Annotated in this window: 19 protein-coding genes; 10 read left to right on the forward strand and 9 right to left on the reverse strand. The window is 69.9% G+C overall.

The window, feature by feature from the left end:
• Positions 1-23 precede the first annotated feature (23 nt).
• Together DVS28_RS11165 and DVS28_RS11170 are read left to right on the forward strand one after the other, a co-directional pair.
• Positions 24-683, forward strand: a complete 660-nt coding sequence (locus DVS28_RS11165; protein WP_114591518.1) for a DUF899 family protein — start codon at positions 24-26, stop codon at positions 681-683.
• Positions 684-742: 59 nt separating this feature from the next.
• Positions 743-1,591: an alpha/beta hydrolase gene (locus DVS28_RS11170; protein WP_114594129.1), complete on the forward strand. Its 849-nt coding sequence runs from the start codon at positions 743-745 to the stop codon at positions 1,589-1,591.
• Here the strand turns inward: DVS28_RS11170 and DVS28_RS30145 are convergent.
• Positions 1,563-1,985 carry a hypothetical protein gene (locus DVS28_RS30145; RefSeq protein ID WP_342795442.1) on the reverse strand — a complete coding sequence of 141 codons (423 nt, stop codon included), beginning with the start codon at positions 1,983-1,985 and terminating at the stop codon, positions 1,563-1,565. The two genes, DVS28_RS11170 and DVS28_RS30145, sit on opposite strands and share 29 nt — an antisense overlap.
• On the opposite strand from DVS28_RS30145, the gene DVS28_RS29580 reads away from it, so the two are divergent.
• Positions 1,866-2,141 carry a hypothetical protein gene (locus DVS28_RS29580; RefSeq protein WP_245973598.1) on the forward strand — a complete coding sequence of 92 codons (276 nt, stop codon included), beginning with the start codon at positions 1,866-1,868 and terminating at the stop codon, positions 2,139-2,141. The genes DVS28_RS30145 and DVS28_RS29580 overlap by 120 nt on opposite strands.
• 86 nt (positions 2,142-2,227) lie before the next feature.
• On the forward strand, positions 2,228-2,467 hold the full coding sequence (locus tag DVS28_RS11180; protein WP_114591519.1) for a hypothetical protein: 240 nt from the start codon (positions 2,228-2,230) through the stop codon (positions 2,465-2,467).
• A 209-nt stretch (positions 2,468-2,676) separates the two neighbouring features.
• Here DVS28_RS11180 and glnA read toward each other — a convergent pair whose 3' ends face one another.
• The 3 genes from glnA to DVS28_RS11195 all read right to left on the reverse strand — a co-directional run bounded on the left by glnA (position 2,677) and on the right by DVS28_RS11195 (position 5,859).
• Positions 2,677-4,095 carry a type I glutamate--ammonia ligase gene (gene glnA / locus DVS28_RS11185; RefSeq protein ID WP_114591520.1) on the reverse strand — a complete coding sequence of 473 codons (1,419 nt, stop codon included), beginning with the start codon at positions 4,093-4,095 and terminating at the stop codon, positions 2,677-2,679.
• Positions 4,096-4,340: 245 nt separating this feature from the next.
• Positions 4,341-4,589, reverse strand: a complete 249-nt coding sequence (locus DVS28_RS11190; protein WP_114591521.1) for a DUF6458 family protein — start codon at positions 4,587-4,589, stop codon at positions 4,341-4,343.
• A gap of 91 nt (positions 4,590-4,680) precedes the next feature.
• Positions 4,681-5,859, reverse strand: coding sequence for a mechanosensitive ion channel family protein (locus DVS28_RS11195; protein WP_114591522.1), 1,179 nt, complete (start codon positions 5,857-5,859; stop codon positions 4,681-4,683).
• A gap of 183 nt (positions 5,860-6,042) precedes the next feature.
• Between DVS28_RS11195 and DVS28_RS11200 the strand changes: the two genes are divergently transcribed.
• Positions 6,043-8,265, forward strand: coding sequence for a cell wall-binding repeat-containing protein (locus DVS28_RS11200; RefSeq protein ID WP_164710404.1), 2,223 nt, complete (start codon positions 6,043-6,045; stop codon positions 8,263-8,265).
• 66 nt (positions 8,266-8,331) lie between these two features.
• On the opposite strand, the gene lipA is transcribed toward DVS28_RS11200, so the two are convergent.
• Together lipA and lipB are read right to left on the reverse strand one after the other, a co-directional pair.
• Positions 8,332-9,288 carry a lipoyl synthase gene (gene lipA, locus DVS28_RS11205; protein ID WP_114594130.1) on the reverse strand — a complete coding sequence of 319 codons (957 nt, stop codon included), beginning with the start codon at positions 9,286-9,288 and terminating at the stop codon, positions 8,332-8,334.
• A 5-nt stretch (positions 9,289-9,293) separates the two neighbouring features.
• Positions 9,294-9,992 carry a lipoyl(octanoyl) transferase LipB gene (lipB, locus tag DVS28_RS11210; protein WP_164710405.1) on the reverse strand — a complete coding sequence of 233 codons (699 nt, stop codon included), beginning with the start codon at positions 9,990-9,992 and terminating at the stop codon, positions 9,294-9,296.
• Between the two features lie 188 nt (positions 9,993-10,180).
• Here lipB and DVS28_RS11215 point away from each other — a divergent pair, with 188 nt between their 5' ends.
• Positions 10,181-11,020 carry a sigma-70 family RNA polymerase sigma factor gene (locus DVS28_RS11215; RefSeq protein WP_164710406.1) on the forward strand — a complete coding sequence of 280 codons (840 nt, stop codon included), beginning with the start codon at positions 10,181-10,183 and terminating at the stop codon, positions 11,018-11,020.
• A 97-nt stretch (positions 11,021-11,117) separates the two neighbouring features.
• On the opposite strand, the gene sucB is transcribed toward DVS28_RS11215, so the two are convergent.
• Positions 11,118-12,887: a 2-oxoglutarate dehydrogenase, E2 component, dihydrolipoamide succinyltransferase gene (gene sucB / locus DVS28_RS11220; RefSeq protein WP_114591526.1), complete on the reverse strand. Its 1,770-nt coding sequence runs from the start codon at positions 12,885-12,887 to the stop codon at positions 11,118-11,120.
• Positions 12,888-12,955: 68 nt separating this feature from the next.
• Positions 12,956-14,356 (reverse strand): dihydrolipoyl dehydrogenase, encoded by a 1,401-nt coding sequence (gene lpdA / locus DVS28_RS11225; protein WP_108665178.1) that lies wholly within the window; start codon positions 14,354-14,356, stop codon positions 12,956-12,958.
• A 106-nt stretch (positions 14,357-14,462) separates the two neighbouring features.
• On the opposite strand from lpdA, the gene gcvT reads away from it, so the two are divergent.
• The 4 genes from gcvT to DVS28_RS11245 all read left to right on the forward strand — a co-directional run bounded on the left by gcvT (position 14,463) and on the right by DVS28_RS11245 (position 17,914).
• A complete protein-coding gene (gene gcvT, locus DVS28_RS11230; RefSeq protein WP_114591527.1) occupies positions 14,463-15,581 on the forward strand; it encodes a glycine cleavage system aminomethyltransferase GcvT in 1,119 nt (372 codons plus the stop codon).
• Positions 15,578-16,588, forward strand: coding sequence for a succinylglutamate desuccinylase/aspartoacylase family protein (locus DVS28_RS11235; RefSeq protein WP_216826557.1), 1,011 nt, complete (start codon positions 15,578-15,580; stop codon positions 16,586-16,588). Before gcvT ends, DVS28_RS11235 begins: the two co-directional genes overlap by 4 nt.
• A gap of 304 nt (positions 16,589-16,892) precedes the next feature.
• Entirely contained in the window at positions 16,893-17,450 is a 558-nt protein-coding gene (locus DVS28_RS11240) for an RNA polymerase sigma factor (protein WP_216826558.1), read from the forward strand.
• Positions 17,447-17,914, forward strand: coding sequence for a hypothetical protein (locus tag DVS28_RS11245; protein ID WP_114591529.1), 468 nt, complete (start codon positions 17,447-17,449; stop codon positions 17,912-17,914). The genes DVS28_RS11240 and DVS28_RS11245 overlap by 4 nt, the downstream gene beginning before the upstream one ends.
• A 23-nt stretch (positions 17,915-17,937) precedes the next feature.
• On the opposite strand, the gene nadA is transcribed toward DVS28_RS11245, so the two are convergent.
• Complete coding sequence (gene nadA, locus DVS28_RS11250) at positions 17,938-19,125, reverse strand: quinolinate synthase NadA (protein WP_114591530.1); 1,188 nt, start codon at positions 19,123-19,125, stop codon at positions 17,938-17,940.
• Positions 19,126-19,192: the final 67 nt, after the last annotated feature.

The raw sequence follows: 19,192 nt of genomic DNA on the forward strand, positions 1-19,192 counted from the left end.
AACCGACAAGGGGAGGAGGCCTCGTGCTCGGGACGAAACACGCGACACCGCCGGTGGTGGGTCGCGACGACTACGAACGAACACTTGCCCAGCAGGTCGAGGTGGAGAAGGAGCTGACCCGCTTCGGTGACCGCGTGTCGGCGAGGCGTCGGCGCCTGCCGATGACGCCGATCGAGGACTATCGGTTCATCGGGGTCGACGGACCGGTTCGGCTCGACGACCTCTTCGGGGATCGCTCGCAGCTCGTCCTGCAGTCCTTCATGTTCCATCCGGACTGGGACGACGGGTGCCCGAGCTGCACCTGGGCCGCCGACAACATGCCCCGTGACCTCGACCGGCTGCTGGCCCCCAGGAGCGTGGCGTTCGCGATGGTCTCCCGCGCGCCGATCGAGAAGCTGCGGGCCTGGCGTCAACGACGGGGATGGGACCACCTGGTGTGGGTGTCGTCGGCCGAGACCACCTTCAACACCGACTGGGGGTGGACCGTCGACGAGCAGGACCAGCCCGGCTACTCCTACCTGCTGAGGACCGACGACGGGATCTTCCTGACCTACCGCACCCAACGGCGCGGCACCGAGGCGCACCTGCCGGTGGCAGCCATCTGGGACCGGACCGTCTACGGCCGGCAGCAGGACTTCGAGGACAGTCCGCAGGGATGGCCGCAGGAACCCACCTACGGCTGACGTCCCGTGTGGAGGACCACACCGTGACGCCCGGGGCGAACCACGGGAAGGGGGCTGGTATGGCCGAGGTGATGATCGAGACCGGAGGGGTTGAGCTGTGCACGGAGACGTTCGGCGCGCCGACCGATCCGCCGGTGCTGCTGGTCATGGGGCTGGGCGCGTCGATGCTGTGGTGGGACGAGGGCTTCTGTCGAACGCTCGCGGGGGCTGGCCGCTTCGTGATCCGCTACGACCATCGCGACACCGGACGTTCGACCTGCCATGCGCCCGGTCATCCGGGGTACGGCGGAACCGCGCTGGTCGCCGACGCGATCGGGGTGCTGGACGGGCACGGGGTGGGGTCGGCGCACGTCGTCGGCGTGTCTGCTGGGGGAGGGATCGCGCAGGTCCTGGCCCTCGACGCGCCCCACCGCGTTCGGTCGCTCGTGCTCGTCAGCACCTCACCCGCGGTCCCAGTCGACCAGCCGCTACCGCCACCCGCTCCGGCGTTCGGGCGCTTCATCGGCGAGGTGGAGGTCGACTGGACGGACCGGAGGTCGGTGATCGACTACCTCGTCGGGTTCACGCGGCTGCTCGCAGGTGACCAGCGGCCGTTCGACGAGGACACGTGCAGGGACCTGGTCCGCCGCGACGTGGATCGGGCCGTCGACTTCGCGTCGTTGCAGAACCACGACCACCTCGACCACGACGACGGCCCGCATCCCCCGCTCGCGTCCATCGCCGCGCCCACGCTGGTGGTCCACGGCACGGCCGACCCGTTGTTCCCCCTCGCCCACGGCGAGGCGCTGGTCGAGGCGATTCCCAACGCAGGGGCCCGCTGGCTGGACGGTGCCGGCCACGAGCTGGACCCGGCGGATCTGGCGGTCGTCGCGTCGGCGATCATCCAGCACACGGCCTCGGTGGGATGAGCCCCTGGCGCCCCGCCGTCCAGGACGCCTCCCCGGTCGTCACGGGGTGGCCTGCGGGTCCAGCTGAGACGTGCAGGCCGAACAGCGCGAGGCCTCCTTCGGCAGGACCGTGATGCAGTACGGACAGGTCCTCGTGGTCGGCGGCTCGGGGACACCCGGGTCGGCCGGCCGTCGCAGCCGGTTCAGCAACCGAACGACGAGGAACACTCCGAGCGCGACGAGGACGAGGTTGACGAGGGCCGTCAGCAGGGCCCCGTAGCCGATCGCGGCACCGTTGACGGTCCAGGCCAACCCAGGAGAAGTCGGGCTTGCCGAACACGGCGGCGACGAGGTTGAGGAGGACGTCGTTGGCGAAGCTCTGGACGACCGCGTTGAACGCCGCCCCGATGACCACGCCGACCGCGAGGTCCACGACGTTGCCGCGAAGCGCGAACTCCTTGAACTCGTCGAGCAGTCGGATGCGTGGGACGTTGGGCACGATCTTGTTCATGCAGGCCGTGGTTCCCCGCGACGCACGCCACGAACCCATGCGCCCGTGGAGGGACGCTGAATCCTCGGTGGCCATCCTCGACCGGTTGGCCGCTCGGACGGTCGGGCACTCCTGTGGCAACGAACCGGAACCCATGGAGGCACGAGATGAGCACGATCACCCGCAACACCGAGCAGGAGACCATCGAACGGACACTCCGCGCAGTCGTCCGTACCGAGTCCGGGTCCACCTACCGGCTCGACGGTGACCGCGTCGTCCTCGACGGCCCGGGCGAACGCGCCTACGACGAGTTCACGTTGATCACCCTCGACGGTGCACGGCTGATGTACACCGACGGCGAGCAGGTCTACCGCTCCAGCGAGATCGTCACGATCTCCAGCCTGTAGCCGGATCCCACAGACGTCCCGGGGGGGACGAACGACGTGGCGCTGCCCTATTGGGCGGCGCCACGTCGCGTGTGGGGGACCGCCACCCCTGCGCATGTCGGGTGTTCACGGCCGGCCGCCCGAAACCCGACAAGCGGGGGTTTGTGGCCCGTGACCACGACGACGGCCCCCAACCGAGGGGTCGGGGGCCGTCGACGAGCGTCAGGTGCTCAGATGTCGTAATAGAGCTCGAACTCGTGGGGAGTCGGGCGCAGGCGGTTCGGGGTGACCTCGGCCTCCATCTTGAAGTTGATGTGGGTCTCGATGAGGTCCTCGGTGAACACACCGCCCTCGAGCAGGAACTCGTGGTCGTCCTCGAGCGCCGCCAGCGCCTGGTCCAGGCTGGCCGGCACCGACGGCAGGTCCGCCAGGGCCTCCGGGCCGAGCTCATAGATGTCCTTGTCCACCGGGTCCGGCGGCTCGATCTTGTTCCGCACGCCATCCAGGCCCGCCATCATCAGCGCGGAGAACGCCAGGTAGGGGTTGCACGAGGGGTCCGGCACGCGGAACTCCACGCGCTTGGCCTTCGGGCTCTTGGAGATCAGCGGGATACGGCAGGCCGCCGAACGGTTCCGCTGGCTGTAGACCAGGTTGATCGGGGCCTCGTAGCCGGGGACCAGCCGCTTGTAGCTGTTGGTCGTCGGGTTGGTGAAGGCCAGCACCGCGGGGGCGTGGTGCAGCAGGCCGCCGATGTAGTGGCGAGCCATCTCCGACAGGCCGGCGTAGCCGGTCTCGTCGTAGAACAGCGGCTCGCCGTCCTTCCACAGCGACATGTGGGTGTGCATGCCGGAGCCGTTGTCCATGAAGATCGGCTTGGGCATGAACGTCGCGGTCTTGCCGTTGCGCAGCGCCACGTTCTTGACGATGTACTTGAACAGCATGACCTGGTCGGCGCACTGGGCGAGCGGCGCGAACCGGAAGTCGATCTCGGCCTGGCCGGCGGTGCCGACCTCGTGGTGCTGCAGCTCGACCTCGATACCCGCCCGCTCGAGCTCCACGACCATCTCCGAGCGAAGGTCGGTCATGTGGTCCATCGGGGGAAGCGGGAAGTAGCCCTGCTTGTGACGGATCTTGTGGCCCAGGTTCGGGCCTTCGTCCTTGCCGGTGTTCCACGCGGCCTCGACGGAGTCGATGGCGTAGAACGACCCCTTGGGCTCGGAGATGAAGCGGATGTCGTCGAAGACGAAGAACTCCGCCTCCGGTCCGACGTAGCAGGTGTCGGCGATCCCGGTCGACTGCAGGTAGGCCTCGGCCTTCTGCGCGACGTAGCGGGGGTCACGGCTGTAGCTCTCGCCCGTGAGCGGGTCCCGCACGAAGCAGTTGAGGATCAGCGTGGGGTGCTGGCGGAAGGTGTCGACGACCGCCGTGTTGGGGTCCGGCACCAGCAGCATGTCGGATTCCTGGATCTCCTGGAATCCGCGGACCGACGAGCCGTCGAAGCCGAGGCCGTCGTCGAACACCTCGCGGGTCACCTGGTGGGCGGGCATCGTGTAGTGCTGCATCAGACCGGGCAGGTCGATGAAGCGGAAGTCGACGAACTGGATGCCCTCGTCGTTGATCTTGTGCAGGACGTCTTCTGGACTACCCAACGGTGGTCTCCCTTGCTCGGTCAGCTCTGGGTGGGGGGTGATGCTCGCTCAACAGGCGTTGACACCCGAGCGGCGAACCTATCGAACCCGGGGTCACGGTCGCATGACCTGATTGTTTCTACCGTGTTACGAGCGCCCGTTGCGACTCTGTGGCAACGGGCGGGTGGCACTTACCCGACGCCTCGGACACGGAAACGCCCCGGCGCGAGCCGGGGCGTTGGGGTGTTCGTGGGTCGTCGGGTGGGTCAGACGCGGTGCTCGGTGTGCACGACCTGACCGCCGTCAGCGGTGCGGTGGACCTCCTGGGTGGTCTCGCGGCGACGGCCCGGGCGGTTGCTGGCGTACATCGCCAGGCCGATCAGCCCGCCGATGACACCCGCGGCCATGAGGATCTGGCCGATGACGACCAGGTCGAGCCCGGCGACGTCGACTTCCACGCCGAACGCCAGGATCGCGCCGATGACGAACAGGACGATTGCGCTTCCGATGGCCATGTCACTTGCCTCCTTGCCGAGCACGAGCCCGGAACGGTGATGTGACCGAATGAATGCCCGGTAACGCGCAGTCCAACCCCGTCCAGAGGAACTAGTCGCCGGGCAGGGGCGGCGCCGGGTCCTCGGGAGGTGACGTGTCGACCGGTGCATCGCCCACCCCGGGTTCCATCGCGGCCGCGGGAACACCGGCGGCGGGGACGTCCTGCTTGACCCAGATCGTGCGCTGCGGGAAGGGGATCTCGATGCCGGCGTCGTCGAACGCCTTCTTCAGCCGACGGCGGAACTCGCGGTTGACCTTCCACTGCGACGCAGGACGGGTCTTCATCACCAGGCGCAGGACGACCTCGTTGGGACCGAACTGCTGGACACCCCACAGCTCGGGCTCCTCGAGGATCTCGGGGTCCCACTCGGGATCGACGGCCATGCCGTGGGCCACCTCGGTGAGCACGGCGGAGGCATGGTCGAGGTCGGTGTCGTAGGACACGCCGATGTCGAGCAAGGACCGGGACCACAGCTGCGACATGTTGCCGACACGACTGATCTCGCCGTTGGGGACGTGCCACACGGTCCCCTCGACGTCGCGCAGGCGGGTGACCCGCAGGCTGATCGCCTCCACCACACCGGTGGCCTCGCCGACGTTGACGACGTCACCGATGCCGTACTGGTCCTCCAGCAGCATGAACGTGCCGGACAGGAAGTCCTTCACCAGCGACTGTGCGCCGAAGCCGAGCGCCACACCGACGACCCCAGCACCCGCGACCAGCGGGCCGATGTCGATGTCGAGCTGTCCGAGCACGATGAAGACCGCGATCATCCAGACGACGAAGGCGACGATCGAACCGATCACCCCGCCGATGGTGTCGGCGCGCTGACGGGATCGTTCCTCGAAGACCCGGCGCTCCTCCACCGTCAGGCCGTCAGCCATGCCAGGGGCACGCCTGGCGATGCGGCCGATGGCTTCCTGGCTCTCGTTGGCGGTCCGGCGGACCGCCCCGGCGATCAGACGTCGGGCAATCCGGGCCACGACCGCGGCGGCGATCAGTACGAGCACGATCGACAGCAGGACCGGCATGACGCTGCCCAGCAGGGTTGCCAGCGTCTCGTTCCCGGTCGTGTCCAGTACCCACTTGCAGATGGCGTTGGCGTCCGTGCCGCACCCGTTGAGGGCCGATTCTCCGATGTTCTCCAGAACGGACTCCTCTGATGACGCGTCGGCATCGGTCTGGGCCAGGATGATGGACAGGGGCAACGAGAGGTCAGGGAAGCTCATGTCTCTCCGACTCTTGCACGCGACGTGCACCTCAAACGTCCCAACCCGTCCGATCGTGACATTCCCTGCCGATCAGCAGGCGACCATCGCGCCGATCGGGTCGGCTCCGTCGCCTGCAGCCCGACCTTTCGTATCCTGCGCCTCTATCCAGCTTCCTTCCCCTGGGGGATCTCCGTGCGTCTCGTGACCCGTCCACTCGTCCTTCTGCTCGCGCTGGTGCTCGGCATCCCGTTCGCCGCTGCACAGGAAGAGGGAGGTGACGCACCAGATGACGCCGGCGACATCGTGATCGCCGGGCCCGAGGGCGCGCAGGCCGCTGCCCAGCTCAGCCAGGCAACCTCCAGTGAGGGCACGAGCCGGGTCATGCTGGCCTCCGATGCGTCGTTTGCTGACGCGCTTGCCTCGGCAGTGCTCCAGCAGGACGGTCCGCTGCTGCTGGTCCCGCCGACCCTGCCCCTGCCGGGTGCGGTCATCGGTGAGCTCGAGCGCCTCGCCCCCACCGAGGTCACGCTGCTCGGCGGCGAGTCCGCCATCGGGCAGGACGTGGAGGAGGAGTTGCAGCGCATCGGCTTCGCGACCAACCGCATCGCCGGGGCGACCCGCTACGACACCGCGACGGCCATCGCGCGCACGCGCCCCAACGCCGTCACCGCGCTGCTGGTCCGTGCCTTCGACGCCTCCGGCGGCAACGGCACCGGTGCCTGGGCGGACAGCGTCTCGGCAGGGGCCCTGTCCACGCAGCTCGGACTGCCCATCCTCCTGACCGCCAGCGACGAGCTCAGCAGCCCCACCGCGGAGTACCTGAACAGCAGCGGCATCCAGACGGTGATCATCGTTGGCGGTACGGGCGCGGTCTCGGCCGGCATCGAGGAGCAGCTCCGGGCCGCCGACTTCATCGTCAGCCGCGCTGCGGGCGCCACCCGCTTCGAGACGGCGCTCGACGTTGCCCGAGTGCGGCGACTGGCCCCGTCACGCGCGGTGCTCGTCGACGGCATCGGTGAGGACGGCTGGCAGGGTGGCCTCGCTGCGGCCCGACACGCCGCGCTCGAGGGCGCACCCATCCTTCCCGTCACCGACGAGGCGATCCCCGCCTCGATCCAGGCGTACCTCGACCAGGTGCAGCCCTCGCTGCTCACCTGTGTGGAGGTCCAGCTCGACCTCTGCCGTGGCGGCACCGGCGAGGGCGAGGGCGGCGGATCTGCCGTCGTCACCTTCAACCCGCCGACCGGCTCGGCGATCCGTGCCGGCGAGCCGATCATCGTCGGCGTCGACGACCCCGAGCGGTCGCTCGACGGCACCGTGTCGGTGTCGTCCAACTGCACGGTCGTCGGCTACCCGAGCACCCCACAGTTCGTGACCGAGGGATCCGTCAACTTCGGCCTGACCGTCGCCCCGGAGGAACCGGGCGGCGACCAGCCCCGCCCCAGCGGTGCGGTCCCGGTGCAGCCGAGCGCAGGCAACCCCCAGCCCCAGCCCGGGGCGACGGCCCAGCCGGTCGAGGACAACGAGCCCACGCCGGTGGACTACCCGTTGTCCTGTGAGGTCACCACGTCCCTCGGCACCGCCGACGGCGGCGAGCAGGTGGACCGCAGCGTCTACACCGTCGTTGACCTCCGCCCGCGGATCCGTGTCTCCTCCTTCCCCTTGGTGGAGGGTGCCGCCGTCGCCTTCACCGATGTCACCGGTGGTCCCGTCGACACCTGGTCGTGGGACTTCGGTGACGGTGGGACCAGCGCCGAGCAGCACCCCGACCACGTCTTCGACGACATGGGCTGCTACCCGGTCGACCTCGAGGTGACCTCCTCCCTGCAGCACTGGTTCGACGGGTCGAGGTTCGCCGAGACCGAAACACGCCTCATCGGTATCGCACCGGCCGACGCCGACCTCGCCCACGTGGAGATGTACGTCGTCGAGGGCTTCGTCCCGGTCCCCGGTGCGGTGGTCCGCATGTCCGACCTCGACGGGAACGAGATCGCTTCGGCGACGGCGGGCAGCGACGGGGTCGCGGTCTTCAACGACGGCGGCGCATCCAGCCTCTCTGGTGTCGACCACGGCACCTACGTGTTCACCGTCGACGGTGAGGACGGGCTGACGGTCCAGACGGTCGCGCCGGGACAGACGGTCTGCCCCGGCGTCCAGATCGGGGACATCGGTGACCTGACCGTGACCGCCCAGACCGACGCTGCCGAACCGGCCCCGATCCCCGGTGCCACGGTCGAGATCACGCGTGATGGGTTCACCTTCGGTGGCACGACCGACGACAACGGCAGCTTCTCGCTGGCCGACCTGCCGGTCGGCAGCTACACCGTCGAGGTCCGCGCCCAGGGCTTCGTGACCGAGACCCGGACGGTCGTCGTCGTCGCCGACACCGGGACCACCCTCGAGGTCTCGATGACCCGCAACTGACCGTCGGGAGGGTGGGCTGCGTCACGACCGGCAGCCCACCGCCTCCGGCTCGCCGGAGGGTCGACGTCAGGCGGTCGGCCGGCTCCAGGCGCCGGCGTTGATCGCCTGGTCGCCGGCCATGAAGCTCGACCGCACCAGCGGACCGGCCTCGACGTGGTCGAAGCCGAGCTCGCGACCGTACTCGCGGTAGCGGTCGTACTCGTCGGGGGCGGCGTAGCGCTGCAGCGCGAGGTGCTTGTGCGTGGGCTGCAGGTACTGGCCGATGGTCAGGATCTGGCAGCCGGCGTCGGCGAGGTCGCGCATGGCCTCGCGCACCTCTTCCTCCGTCTCGCCCATGCCGAGGATCAGGTTGGACTTGCGGGCGATCTCGGGGGCCCAGTCGCGGGTTCGGCGCAGGACGTCCAACGACCCCTCGTAGGTGAACGCGGGACGCGTGTGGCGGAAGACGCGGCGCACCGTCTCCAGGTTGTGGGCGAGCACCTCGGGCCGGGCGGAGATGACCTCGCGCAGCGCGTCCTCGTCACCACGGAAGTCCGGGATCAGCAGCTCGACGCCGCAACCGGGGACCTGTTCGTGGATCTGCCGGGCGGTCTCGGCGTACAGCCAGGCCCCGCCGTCGGGGAGGTCGTCACGGGCCACGCCGGTCACGACCGCGAAGTGCAGCCCCATCTCGGCAACGGTCTCGGCCACCCGCCGGGGTTCGTCACGGTCGTAGCCCTTGGGCTTGCCCGTCGCGATCTGGCAGAAGCCACAGCGACGGGTGCAGTCCTCGCCACCGATGAGGAACGACGCCTCGCGCTGCTCCCAGCACTGGTGGATGTTGGGGCAGGCCGCCTCCTCGCAGACGGTGTTCAGGGACGCGCCCCGCATCGTCTTCTTCAGCTCCCGGTAGTTGGGGCCGGCGAGGGGGATGTGGCGCTTCATCCATTCGGGCTTGCGCTGGGCCACGGATGGCGCGCCGACGATCGTCAGCCGTCGCGCATCGGCCGGAATGGATGTGGCGGACTGGGGCGAGGTGTCGATGGTGCTCACGGAGCATCGAGTGTAGGCGCCGCGTCCACCGATGCGTGCAGTCCCAGCTCAGCCGGTCGGACGGCCCGTGGTGTGCGCCGAAGGTGGTGGGCCAGCGCGGCGGTGAGGTCCCTCGCGACGTCCTCCGTCGAGGCCTCCGCTCCCAGCGCCGACAACGACGTGACACCGCCGTCGGTGATGCCGCACGGGACGATCCCCCCGAAGTCGGCGAGATCGGGTCGCACGTTCAACGCCACCCCGTGCTTGGTCACCCGGTTGGTGATCCGAACGCCAACGGCGGCGATCTTGTCGGTGCCGACCCACACGCCCGGGTAGCCGTGCCGGCGATCCGCAGACACGCCGTGTGCGCCAACGGTGTCGATGAGCGCATCCTCCAGGGCGGTGACGTAGCGCCGGGCGCCCAGGGCCTCGTCGAGGCGCACGATCGGATAGGCGACCACCTGTCCGGGACCGTGGTAGGTCACGTCACCGCCCCGATCGATCCGCACCACGGGGATCCCCGGGCGCAGGCCGGTCACGTTCGCGTCGACATCGGCGTGACGTCCTGCGGTGTAGACCGGCGGATGGCTAAGCATCAGCAGCACGTCGTCGATCAGGCCCTCGCGACGAGCCTCGACCAGCTGCTCCTGCCAGCCGAGGGCCACGCGGTAGTCGACCTCGCCAGCCCACACCGTCAGCATCACCGCATCGTGCATGTCATCCATCATGCCCCCGGGCGCAACCGGCCGGATTCCCGCAGGAACCGGCGGTTCCTGATCCGTCGGAGGCACCGCGCGATGGTTCGAGATGACTACGTACGCTGCGCGTGACTCGCGGTTCTTCGTCTCCAACCTCAACCTCGTGGCGGATGGTTCGGGGCGAACGTTGCCCGCACCGTTGTGTCATGCCCACGACGAGCCCCGCACCGACCGCCGCCCACGACGAGCTCATCACGACCTACCTGCCCCTCGTCGGGTACGCGGTCAACAGCATGGCCTCCAGGATCCCGCGCCACGTGCCGCGCGACGACCTGATGTCGGCCGGCATGCTCGGGCTCACCCAGGCCGCACAGGCCTACGACGACTCCACGGGTGTGCCGTTCGACCGGTTCGCCAGGATGCGCATCAAGGGTGCCCTGCTCGACGAGCTGCGGTCCCGCGACTGGGCGTCCCGTTCGGTTCGCCGCAACGCCCGCCGCATGCAGGCCGCCAGGGACACCGTCATCGCCCGAGAGGGTCGTGCCCCCAACCTCGACGAGACCGCTGCGGAGATGGGTGTCGGCCTCGACGAGGCCCGTCGGCTGGTCGATGACGTGCACCGTGGGACCGTCCTCAACTACGAGTCGCTGACCGTCGACGGCGTCGACGAGGTCCTGCCGGCCCACGAGTCCACCCCCGAACACCAGCTGCTGGACCGCGAGCGCCAGGGCATCCTGCTCGACGCCATCGCCGAGCTGCCCGAGCGCTTGCAGGTCGTCATCAACGCCTACTTCTTCGAGGAGCGGGCCATGGCCAACATCGCCGAGGAGCTCGGGGTGACGGAGTCCCGCATCAGCCAGATGCGCAGCGAGGCCTTCGAGATGATCCGCACAGCGATGACGATGACGCTCGAGAGCACCCCGGCCCCCGAGGAGGAGCGTCCGAACAGCCGTGCTGCTCGTCGTCGCGCCGGCTACTACGCCGCCGTCGCCACCGCCTCCACCATCGGCCAGCGGTTGGACCGCGTGCCGGCGATGGCCGCCTAGATCCCGGCCGCCCGGACCCCACACCCCCCGACGCGACGCCGCCCCCTTCGAGGGGGCGGCGTCGTGGGTCGGTGCGCGGGGATGCCGCAGCTCGGGGCTACCCGATCTCCTGCGCCCAGTCGGTTTCCTCGAGGACCCGCTTGACGTCGGTGACGAACCGGGCGGCGTCGGCACCGTCGAGCAGGCGGTGGTCGTAGGTCAGCGACATGTACATCATCTGGCGGATGCCGATCGACTCCGTCCCGTCGGGGCCGGTGACGACGGCCGGGCGCTTGGCGATGGCGCCCACACCCAGGATCGCGACCTCGGGGTAGTTGAGGATCGGCGTGTCGATCAGGACGCCGCGGCTGCCCGTGTTGGTCAGCGTGAACGTGCCGCCCTCGATGTCGGCGAAGTCGATGCGCTTGCCGTTCTCGCCACGCGCCTTCTGTGCCGCATCGTTGATGCCGCGGGCCAGCCCGGCCACGGTCAACGAGTCCGCACCCTTGACGTTGGGGACCAGCAGGCCCTTGGGCGTGTCCACGGCGATGCCGAGGTTCACGTAGTCCCGCAGGTACAGCTTGCCGTTGTCCCAGTCGGCGTAGGCGTTGACCATCGGGTGGTCGCGGACGGCGATGATCGCCGCTCGGGCAACCATGGCGAACGGCGACAGGGACACGCCCTCGCGGGACTTGAACGATTCCTTCACCTTGCCGCGGGCGTTCATCAGCGCGGTGACATCGGCCTCCTGGACCGTGGTCAGCTGCGCAGCCTTCGACTGGGACTCCAGCATCTTCTCCGCGATCCGCTGGCGGATGCGGGAGAGGTCCTCGACGCGCTCCCGGTCACCGGCCTCGCGGGCGGGCTGGGACGGTGCGGGGGCGGCCTTCGGCGTCGCCTGGCCGCCGGACGGCGCCGAGGCGGCGGCCTTCTGCTTCTCGGGCTGCACCTGCGACTGCGCCTGGGGCGACTGTGCCTGCGACGACGCGCCGCCGGAGCCACCGATGGCGGCCTCGACGTCCTCGCGGGTCACGCGACCGCCCTGTCCGGATCCGCTCACGGAGGACAGGTCGACGTCATTGTCGGCGGCCAGTCGGCGCACCAGGGGCGAGGCGAGGGTGTCGGGGCCGGCCGGCGTGCTGCTGTCGCCCGACGAGGCGGCCGCTGCCGGTTCGCTGACAGCGGGCTTGTCGCTGGCCTGCTCGGTCGGCGCGGACTCCGCAGCGTCGCTGCCCCCACCGCTGCCACCCAGTCGGGCCACGACGGTGCCCACATCGACGGTCTCGTCGACCTCGACGAGGATCTCGGTGATGGTGCCCGCGGCGGGGGAGGGGACCTCGGTGTCGATCTTGTCGCTGGACAGCTCGAACAGGGGCTGGTCGACCTCGACGGTGTCGCCGACGGACACGAGCCACCCGGTGATGGTGCCCTCCGTCACGGACTCGCCGAGCTCGGGCAGGATCACGTCGGTCGCGGGACCGGCGTCGCCGCCGTCGCTGGCCGCGCCGGACGCACGGGCCCCGGCGTCACCGTCCGCGACCGGTTCGGGCTCCTCGGCGGGGGCTTCGGGCTCGGGTTCGGCCTGCTCGGGTTCGGCCTGCTCGGCGGGGGCGTCGTCGGCGGGGGCCTCGTCGGCACCCCCGGCTTCGCTCTCCTCACCGATGCGCGCCACGACCGTGCCGACCTCGACGGTCTCGTCGACCTCGACGAGGATCTCGGTCACGGTCCCGGCCGTGGGGGAGGGGACCTCGGTGTCGATCTTGTCGCTGGACAGCTCGAACAGCGGCTGGTCCGCCTCGACGGTGTCGCCGACCGACACCAGCCAGGCCGTGATCGTGCCTTCGGTGACGGACTCTCCGAGCTGCGGCAGCTCGACATCAGTGGCCATCGTGTGTGCCTCTCAGTTCTTCGGTGGGGTGTGGTGGAGTATGGGGTGTGGCGGGGGGACGTGTTGGGTCAGCCGTGAAGCGCGCGGCCGGCGAGCGCCATGTGCGCCTCACCCACGGCCTCCGACAGCGTGGGGTGCGGGTGGATGAACTCGGCAACGTCGGTCGGCAGGGCCTCCCAGTTGTAGATCATCTGGCCCTCCGCGATCAGGTCGGTCGCGTGCGGGCCCACGATGTGGACGCCGAGGACCTTGCCACCACCCTTGGCGGCAAGCACCTTCACGTGCCCGGAGCCACCCTGCATCATCGCGCGGGCGTTGTGGCTGAAGGGGAACTTCTTGGCGTCGAACTCGATGCCTTCCTCCTTCAGCTCCTGCTCGGTGTAGCCGACCGCGCCGATCTCCGGCGTGCAGTAGTAGACCTTCGGCACACCCCGGTAGTCGATGGGGGTGACGGGTTCGCCGGCGACCTGGTTGGCGACCAGCATCCCCTCCATGAAGCTGGCGTGCGCCAGGCCCAGGGTCGGGATGACGTCACCGATGGCGTACACCACGCCGCCGTCACCGAAGGTCACGCCGGTGCGGCAGTACTCGTCGACGGTGATGAACCCGCGGTCGAGGGTCACGCCGGTCGCCTCGATGTTCATGCCGTCGGTCACCGGGCCGCGACCGATGGCGAGCATGAGCAGGTCGCCCTCGACGGTCTTGCCCGACTTCGTGGTGACGGTGACGGTGCCGTCCCCCTTCTCGACCTTCTCCACGAACTCGCCGGTCATCGCCGTGATGCCGTTCTTCTTCAGCTCGCGCTTGAGGGTCTTCTGGGTGTCGATGTCCTCCAGCGGCACGACGGCGTCCATCGCCTCGATGATGGTCACCTCGTCCGCGCCGTAGCCGTTCCAGACGGTGGCGAACTCCACGCCGACCGCGGAGGCCCCGAGGACGATCGGGCGCGACGGCACGCGCTCCATGTACATCGCCTCGTCGGAGGTGATGACCAGCTCGCCGTCGACCTCGGCGAAGGGGAGGGTCTTGGGGCGCGACCCCGTGGCCAGGACGAAGGCTTTGGTGGCCTCGACGTCGACGGACCCGCCGTCGGTCTCGACGCTGATCGTGTTGGGACCGGTCAGCGTGCCGTGGCCGTTGAAGGTGGTGACGCCACGCCCCTTGAGGGTGGCCTGCAGCCCCTTCCAGTTCGCGTCGACGATGCCGTTCTTGTAGCCGATGACCTTGTCGATGTCGACGCCGTCGAAGGCGGACTTCACACCGAGGTCCGGCCCGTGCTTGGCGTGCTCGGCAACCTCCGCGGCGTGCAGGAACGCCTTGGTGGGGATGCAGCCCCAGTGCAGGCACGTACCGCCGACCTTGGCCTTCTCCACCAGGGCAACCGACAGGCCCAGGCCCGCCGCCCGCAGGGCGCAGGAATAGCCGCCGGTGCCGCCGCCGAGGACGACTACGTCAAACGTTTCAGCCATGAGAGGAACCGCTCACTTCGTGGGAGATGCAGACAGGGGGTCGACCGCGACCCGCGCGGTCGGGGCGGATCGTAGCGGTCGTCGGCCAGCGGTACAGTCCCGCCTGATGACGACCGATACCCCCACCGACGTCCAGACCCCCTTGCGCCGCTCGCCGCTGCACGACCGCCATGTCGCCGCCGGCGCACGAATGGCGGAGTTCGCCGGCTGGGAGATGCCGATCGACTACGGCTCGGTCGTGGCCGAGCACGAAGCCGTTCGGGGTTCGGGTGGCATGTTCGACCTGACCCACCTCGGCACGGTGGCGGTGACGGGTCCGGGGGCCGAACAGGTCATCCAGCGGTCCTTCACCAACGACGTCACGACCCTCGAGGCCGGCCGCTCGCACTACACCCTCTGCCTGGATGCCGACGCGGGGATCATCGACGACCTGCTGGTGTACCGGCTCGACGACTGGTTCCTGGTGGTGCCCAACGCGGCCAACACCGCCGCGGTCACCGCTCGCCTGCTCGACCAGTCCCGCACCCACGACGACGACGTCACCATCACCGTGGCGACCCTGGCCTGTGTCGCCGTGCAGGGCCCCGAGGCCGTGGCCATGCTGACCGCCGCCATGCCGGCCGCGTTCGGTGAGGACGCGCCCGCCCCCGCCGACCTGGCCTACCTGGACTGCGTGTCCCTCGGTGAGGCGCAGGTCCTCTCGCGGTCCGGCTACACCGGCGAGGTCGGGTTCGAGGTGTTCTGCACCGGCGAGCGGGCCGGCCTGCTGTGGGACGCCCTGGCCGAGGCCGGCGTCACCCCTGCCGGGCTCGGCTGCCGGGACACCCTGCGCCTGGAGATGGGGTACCCGCTGCACGGCAACGACATCTCCACCGACCACACGCCCGTCGAGGCGCGCCTCAACTGGGCGGTCAAGCCCGGAACGGGGTTCGTCGGCGAGGACGCCTACGTGGCCGCCAAGGACGCCGGTGCCACGCAACGGCTGATGGGGTTGGTCGCCGAGGGACGTCGTCCTCCCCGCGCCGGCGACGCGGTGATGCGGGACGGGCAGCAGGTCGGCACGATGACCTCGGGCAGCTTCTCGCCGGTCAAGAAGGTCGGCATCGGCATGGCCTACGTCGACATCGAGCTGGAACCGGGGACGGCGGTCGAGGTCGACGTGCGCGGCAAGCCCGTCGCGGCAGAGGTCGTGCGTCCCCCGTTCGTGGAGGCACGGACCAAGTGACCACCCTTTCCGACGGCGAGGCCGTCCGCATCGGTGGCGCCGATGTCCCGCCGGGCGCCCGGGTCGACATCCGCCTGAGCGTCAGCGAGAGCTACACCGGCGACCGGCTGTCCATCCCGATCACGGTGATCAACGGCGAGCATCCCGGCCCGAGGATGTTCGTCACCGCCGCGGTGCACGGCGACGAGCTGAACGGCATCGGTGTGGTGCGCGAGCTGATGACGACGCTGGAGCCCAACGAGATCAACGGCGTGCTGATCCTGGTGCCGGTCGTCAACGTGCTCGGCCTGCCGTTGCACTCCCGCTACCTCCCGGACCGTCGAGACCTCAACCGCGCCTTCCCCGGCTCCACCGAGGGGTCCATGGCATCGCGGCTGGCCAACACCATCACCACCCAGGTGCTGGACGTCTGCGACGTCGGTGTCGACCTGCACACCGCAGCCAGCGGGCGGGCCAACCTGCCCCAGATCCGGGCCAACTTCGACATCCCGAAGTCCCTGGAGTACGCCCGTGCGTTCGCCCCGCCGATCCTGGTGGACGCGCCGCACCGTGTTGGTTCGCTCCGCTGGGCCGGCGCCGAGCGCGACGTCCCGGTCCTCACCTACGAGGCCGGCGAGGCGCTGCGCTTCGAGGAGTCCGCGATCGGCATCGGCGTGGCCGGCGTGCGTCGGCTGATGGCGCACCTCGGCATGCTGACCGAGGACGAGGCCGACTCCGACGGCACCCCGCTGGAGGCCGACGAGACCCACTGGGTGCGCGCCGACCGCGGCGGCATCATGAACCTCGAGGTCGGCCTCGGCGACTCGGTGTCGGTCGGCCAGCCCCTGTGGACGGTGTCCTCGCCCTTCGGCCGCGACCGCAAGCCCATGGAGTCCCCCTGGGAGGGCGTCGTGATCGGGGCCAGCACGATCCCGCTGTGCAACCCGGGCGACGCCGTGGTGCACATCGCCGTGCCAGGTGGCGAAGGCGAGTTCGACGAGGACGTCGACGTCGAGTCGTTCCTGTAGCCAAGGGTCGTCCTCGGGTCGGTCCGAGCTCGGGCCAGAAAATCTCGATCGCCGGTGTATCAGCGTCGCCGTTCCTCCCTCTTGAGGGTCGGACGCCACGTCGGGCTCGTGCCGGTGGCGTCGTCGGTCCCGCTGGAGCTGAGGGGGTCCAGCGGGACCGCCCCGAACCGACCGCCGTACGCCGAACGGAGCCCCGATGACCACCCTGGAGGCCACCCGGCCCACGATCCGGGTCCCCGCCGCCATCGCACCCGGGGCCCCGTCCTGCACCGGGTGGGGACCGCGGTGCCCTACATTGCGCGGAGTGGACCCTGCGGATTCCGACGACCCGGTCGTGCTGCTCGAACGTGCCCGCGCCGGTGACCAACCTGCGTGGGACCGCCTGGTGGACAACTTCTCCGGGCTGGTCTGGTCGGTCCTGCGGTCCTACCGGCTGGGGGCCGCGGCCAACGACGACGTCTTCCAGACCGTGTGGTTGCGGCTGGTCGAGCACGCCGACCGCATCGCCCAGCCCGAACGACTTGCCGGCTGGCTTGCGACCACCACGCGCAACGAGGCGCTGCGGGTCCTCCGGATGCAGCAGCGGACCCGGCCGAGCGACATCGTCGGACAGGACGCCGACCGGACCGAGCTGCAGCCGCTGGAGCTGCTCGTGGAGTCCGACACCCACCGCGAGGTCCTCGCGGCGTTCGGCGAGCTGTCGGAGGACTGCCAGCGCCTGCTGCGCCTGCTGACCACGGATCCGCCGCTGGAGTACGCCGAGGTCGCGGAGATGGTGGGACGGCCGATCGGTTCGCTGGGCCCCACCCGGGCCCGGTGCCTGGCCAAGCTGCGGACGTTCCTGGGAGGTGACGAGGCATGAAGGACCTGACCGACGACCAGCTGCTCGCCGTCCTCGGCGAGGCCCTGCGGCTGTCCGAACCCGTCCCCGACGCGGTCCGGGACATGGCTCGCGGTGCGCTGGCGTGGCGCACCATCGACGCCGAGCTGGCCGCGATCACCAGCGACTCCGCAGTGGAGGGCCTGGTCGGCGTTCGCGGAACCGCGGTGGCGCGGACGGTGCTGTTCACCGCAGGGGAGGTGGAGGTCGAGCTGACCGTCGCCTCGACGACGACCGACGCGGAGGGACGCAGCCGCCTGACGCTGTCGGGCCAGGTCGTCCCCGAGGCCCGGGTGTCGGTTCGCATCCAGCACCGCGAGGGCGAGACGCTCGTGACCTCCGACGAGTTCGGGGCCTTCGCCGCCGTCGACGTCCCGCGGGGGCCGGCGCGCGTGCTGCTGGACCTGCCGGACGGCCCCGTCGTGACCGAGGCCGTCACCCTCTAGTCCGGTCGCCCGGTCCCGGTCGGTCAGTCCCGGTCGCTCCGGCCGGGCAGCGACAGCATCCGGTCGAGCGCGACCTTCGCCCAGTGCCGGGTGTCGGGATCGACGCGGATCTCGTTGACCACGCGGCCCTGGACCAGCTCCTCCAGCGTCCACACGAGGTGGGGGAGGTCGATGCGGTTCATCGTCGCGCAGAAGCAGACGTTGTCGTTGAGGAACATGATGTCCTGCTCGGGGTGCTCCTGTGCCAACCGGCCGACCAGGTTCAGCTCGGTGCCGATCGCCCAGGCGGTGCCCGGCTCGGCGTTGCGGACCGCCTCGATGATGTAGCTGGTCGACCCGACCTCGTCGGCCTGGGTGACGACCTCGTAGCGGCACTCGGGGTGGACCAGCAGCTTCACGTCGGGGTTCTTCGCCCGTGCCAGCGCCACGTGCGCCGGCGTGAAGGTGCCGTGGACCGAGCAGTGCCCCTTCCAGAGCACCACCTTCGCGTCGCGCAGCTGCTCCGCGGTCAGGCCGCCCAACGGCTGGTGCGGGTTGTAGACGACGCAGTCGTCCAGCGACAGGCCCATGTCGAGCACCGCGGTGTTGCGGCCGAGGTGCTCGTCGGGCAGGAACAGGATCTGCTCGCCCTGCTCGAAGGCCCACTCCATGGCGCGCTCGGCGTTGGAGGACGTGCAGACCACCCCGCCGTTGCGACCCGTGAAGCTCTTGATGGCCGCCGTGGAGTTCATGTAGGTCATCGGCACGGTGTGGTCGGGGCCGACGCCCGCCGCGCGAAGGTCCTCCCAGGCCCGTTCGACCTGCGCGATGTCGGCCATGTCGGCCATGGAACATCCCGCCGCGAGGTCTGGCAGGATCACCCGCGTCGACTCGTCGGTCAGGATGTCGGCGGTCTCGGCCATGAAGTGCACACCGCAGAAGATGATCGTGTCGGCCCCGTTGGCCGCAGCCTCCTGGGCCAGCTTGAAGGAGTCACCACGCGCATCGGCGAACTCGATGACCTCGTCGCGCTGGTAGTGGTGGCCGAGGACGAACACCGAGTCGCCGAGGATCTCCTTGGCTGCCCGGGCGCGGGCCACCAGGGAGGGGTCGGATGCCGCGGGCACCTCGCCGGGGCACACGGTGCCACGCTCGGACGTCGGGTCGGCACCACGGCCGAGGATCAGCAGCTGCGTGCGGTCGGCGGCGGTGGCCAGTGAGCTCGTCGGCATGGCGGTCGTTCCTGTCCGTCCCCCTGCGGTGGTGTTCGGCTCGAGGAGGACTTAGTGTCAAACGTAC

Origin of the sequence: Euzebya pacifica, from assembly GCF_003344865.1 — a bacterium.
In the GTDB taxonomy this organism is placed as follows: Bacteria; Actinomycetota; Nitriliruptoria; order Euzebyales; family Euzebyaceae; genus Euzebya; species Euzebya pacifica.

Coding starts and splice junctions, on each gene's coding strand:
- DVS28_RS11245 (WP_114591529.1), top strand. CDS start 17,447: ATGAAGGACCTGACCGACGACCAGCTGCTCGCCGTCCTCGGCGAGGCC.
- DVS28_RS11190 (WP_114591521.1), bottom strand. CDS start 4,589: ATGGCCATCGGAAGCGCAATCGTCCTGTTCGTCATCGGCGCGATCCTG.
- nadA (WP_114591530.1), bottom strand. CDS start 19,125: ATGCCGACGAGCTCACTGGCCACCGCCGCCGACCGCACGCAGCTGCTG.
- DVS28_RS11180 (WP_114591519.1), top strand. CDS start 2,228: ATGAGCACGATCACCCGCAACACCGAGCAGGAGACCATCGAACGGACA.
- lipB (WP_164710405.1), bottom strand. CDS start 9,992: ATGCACGATGCGGTGATGCTGACGGTGTGGGCTGGCGAGGTCGACTAC.
- lpdA (WP_108665178.1), bottom strand. CDS start 14,356: ATGGCTGAAACGTTTGACGTAGTCGTCCTCGGCGGCGGCACCGGCGGC.
- sucB (WP_114591526.1), bottom strand. CDS start 12,887: ATGGCCACTGATGTCGAGCTGCCGCAGCTCGGAGAGTCCGTCACCGAA.
- DVS28_RS11215 (WP_164710406.1), top strand. CDS start 10,181: ATGCCCACGACGAGCCCCGCACCGACCGCCGCCCACGACGAGCTCATC.
- DVS28_RS11195 (WP_114591522.1), bottom strand. CDS start 5,859: ATGAGCTTCCCTGACCTCTCGTTGCCCCTGTCCATCATCCTGGCCCAG.
- gcvT (WP_114591527.1), top strand. CDS start 14,463: ATGACGACCGATACCCCCACCGACGTCCAGACCCCCTTGCGCCGCTCG.
- DVS28_RS11170 (WP_114594129.1), top strand. CDS start 743: ATGGCCGAGGTGATGATCGAGACCGGAGGGGTTGAGCTGTGCACGGAG.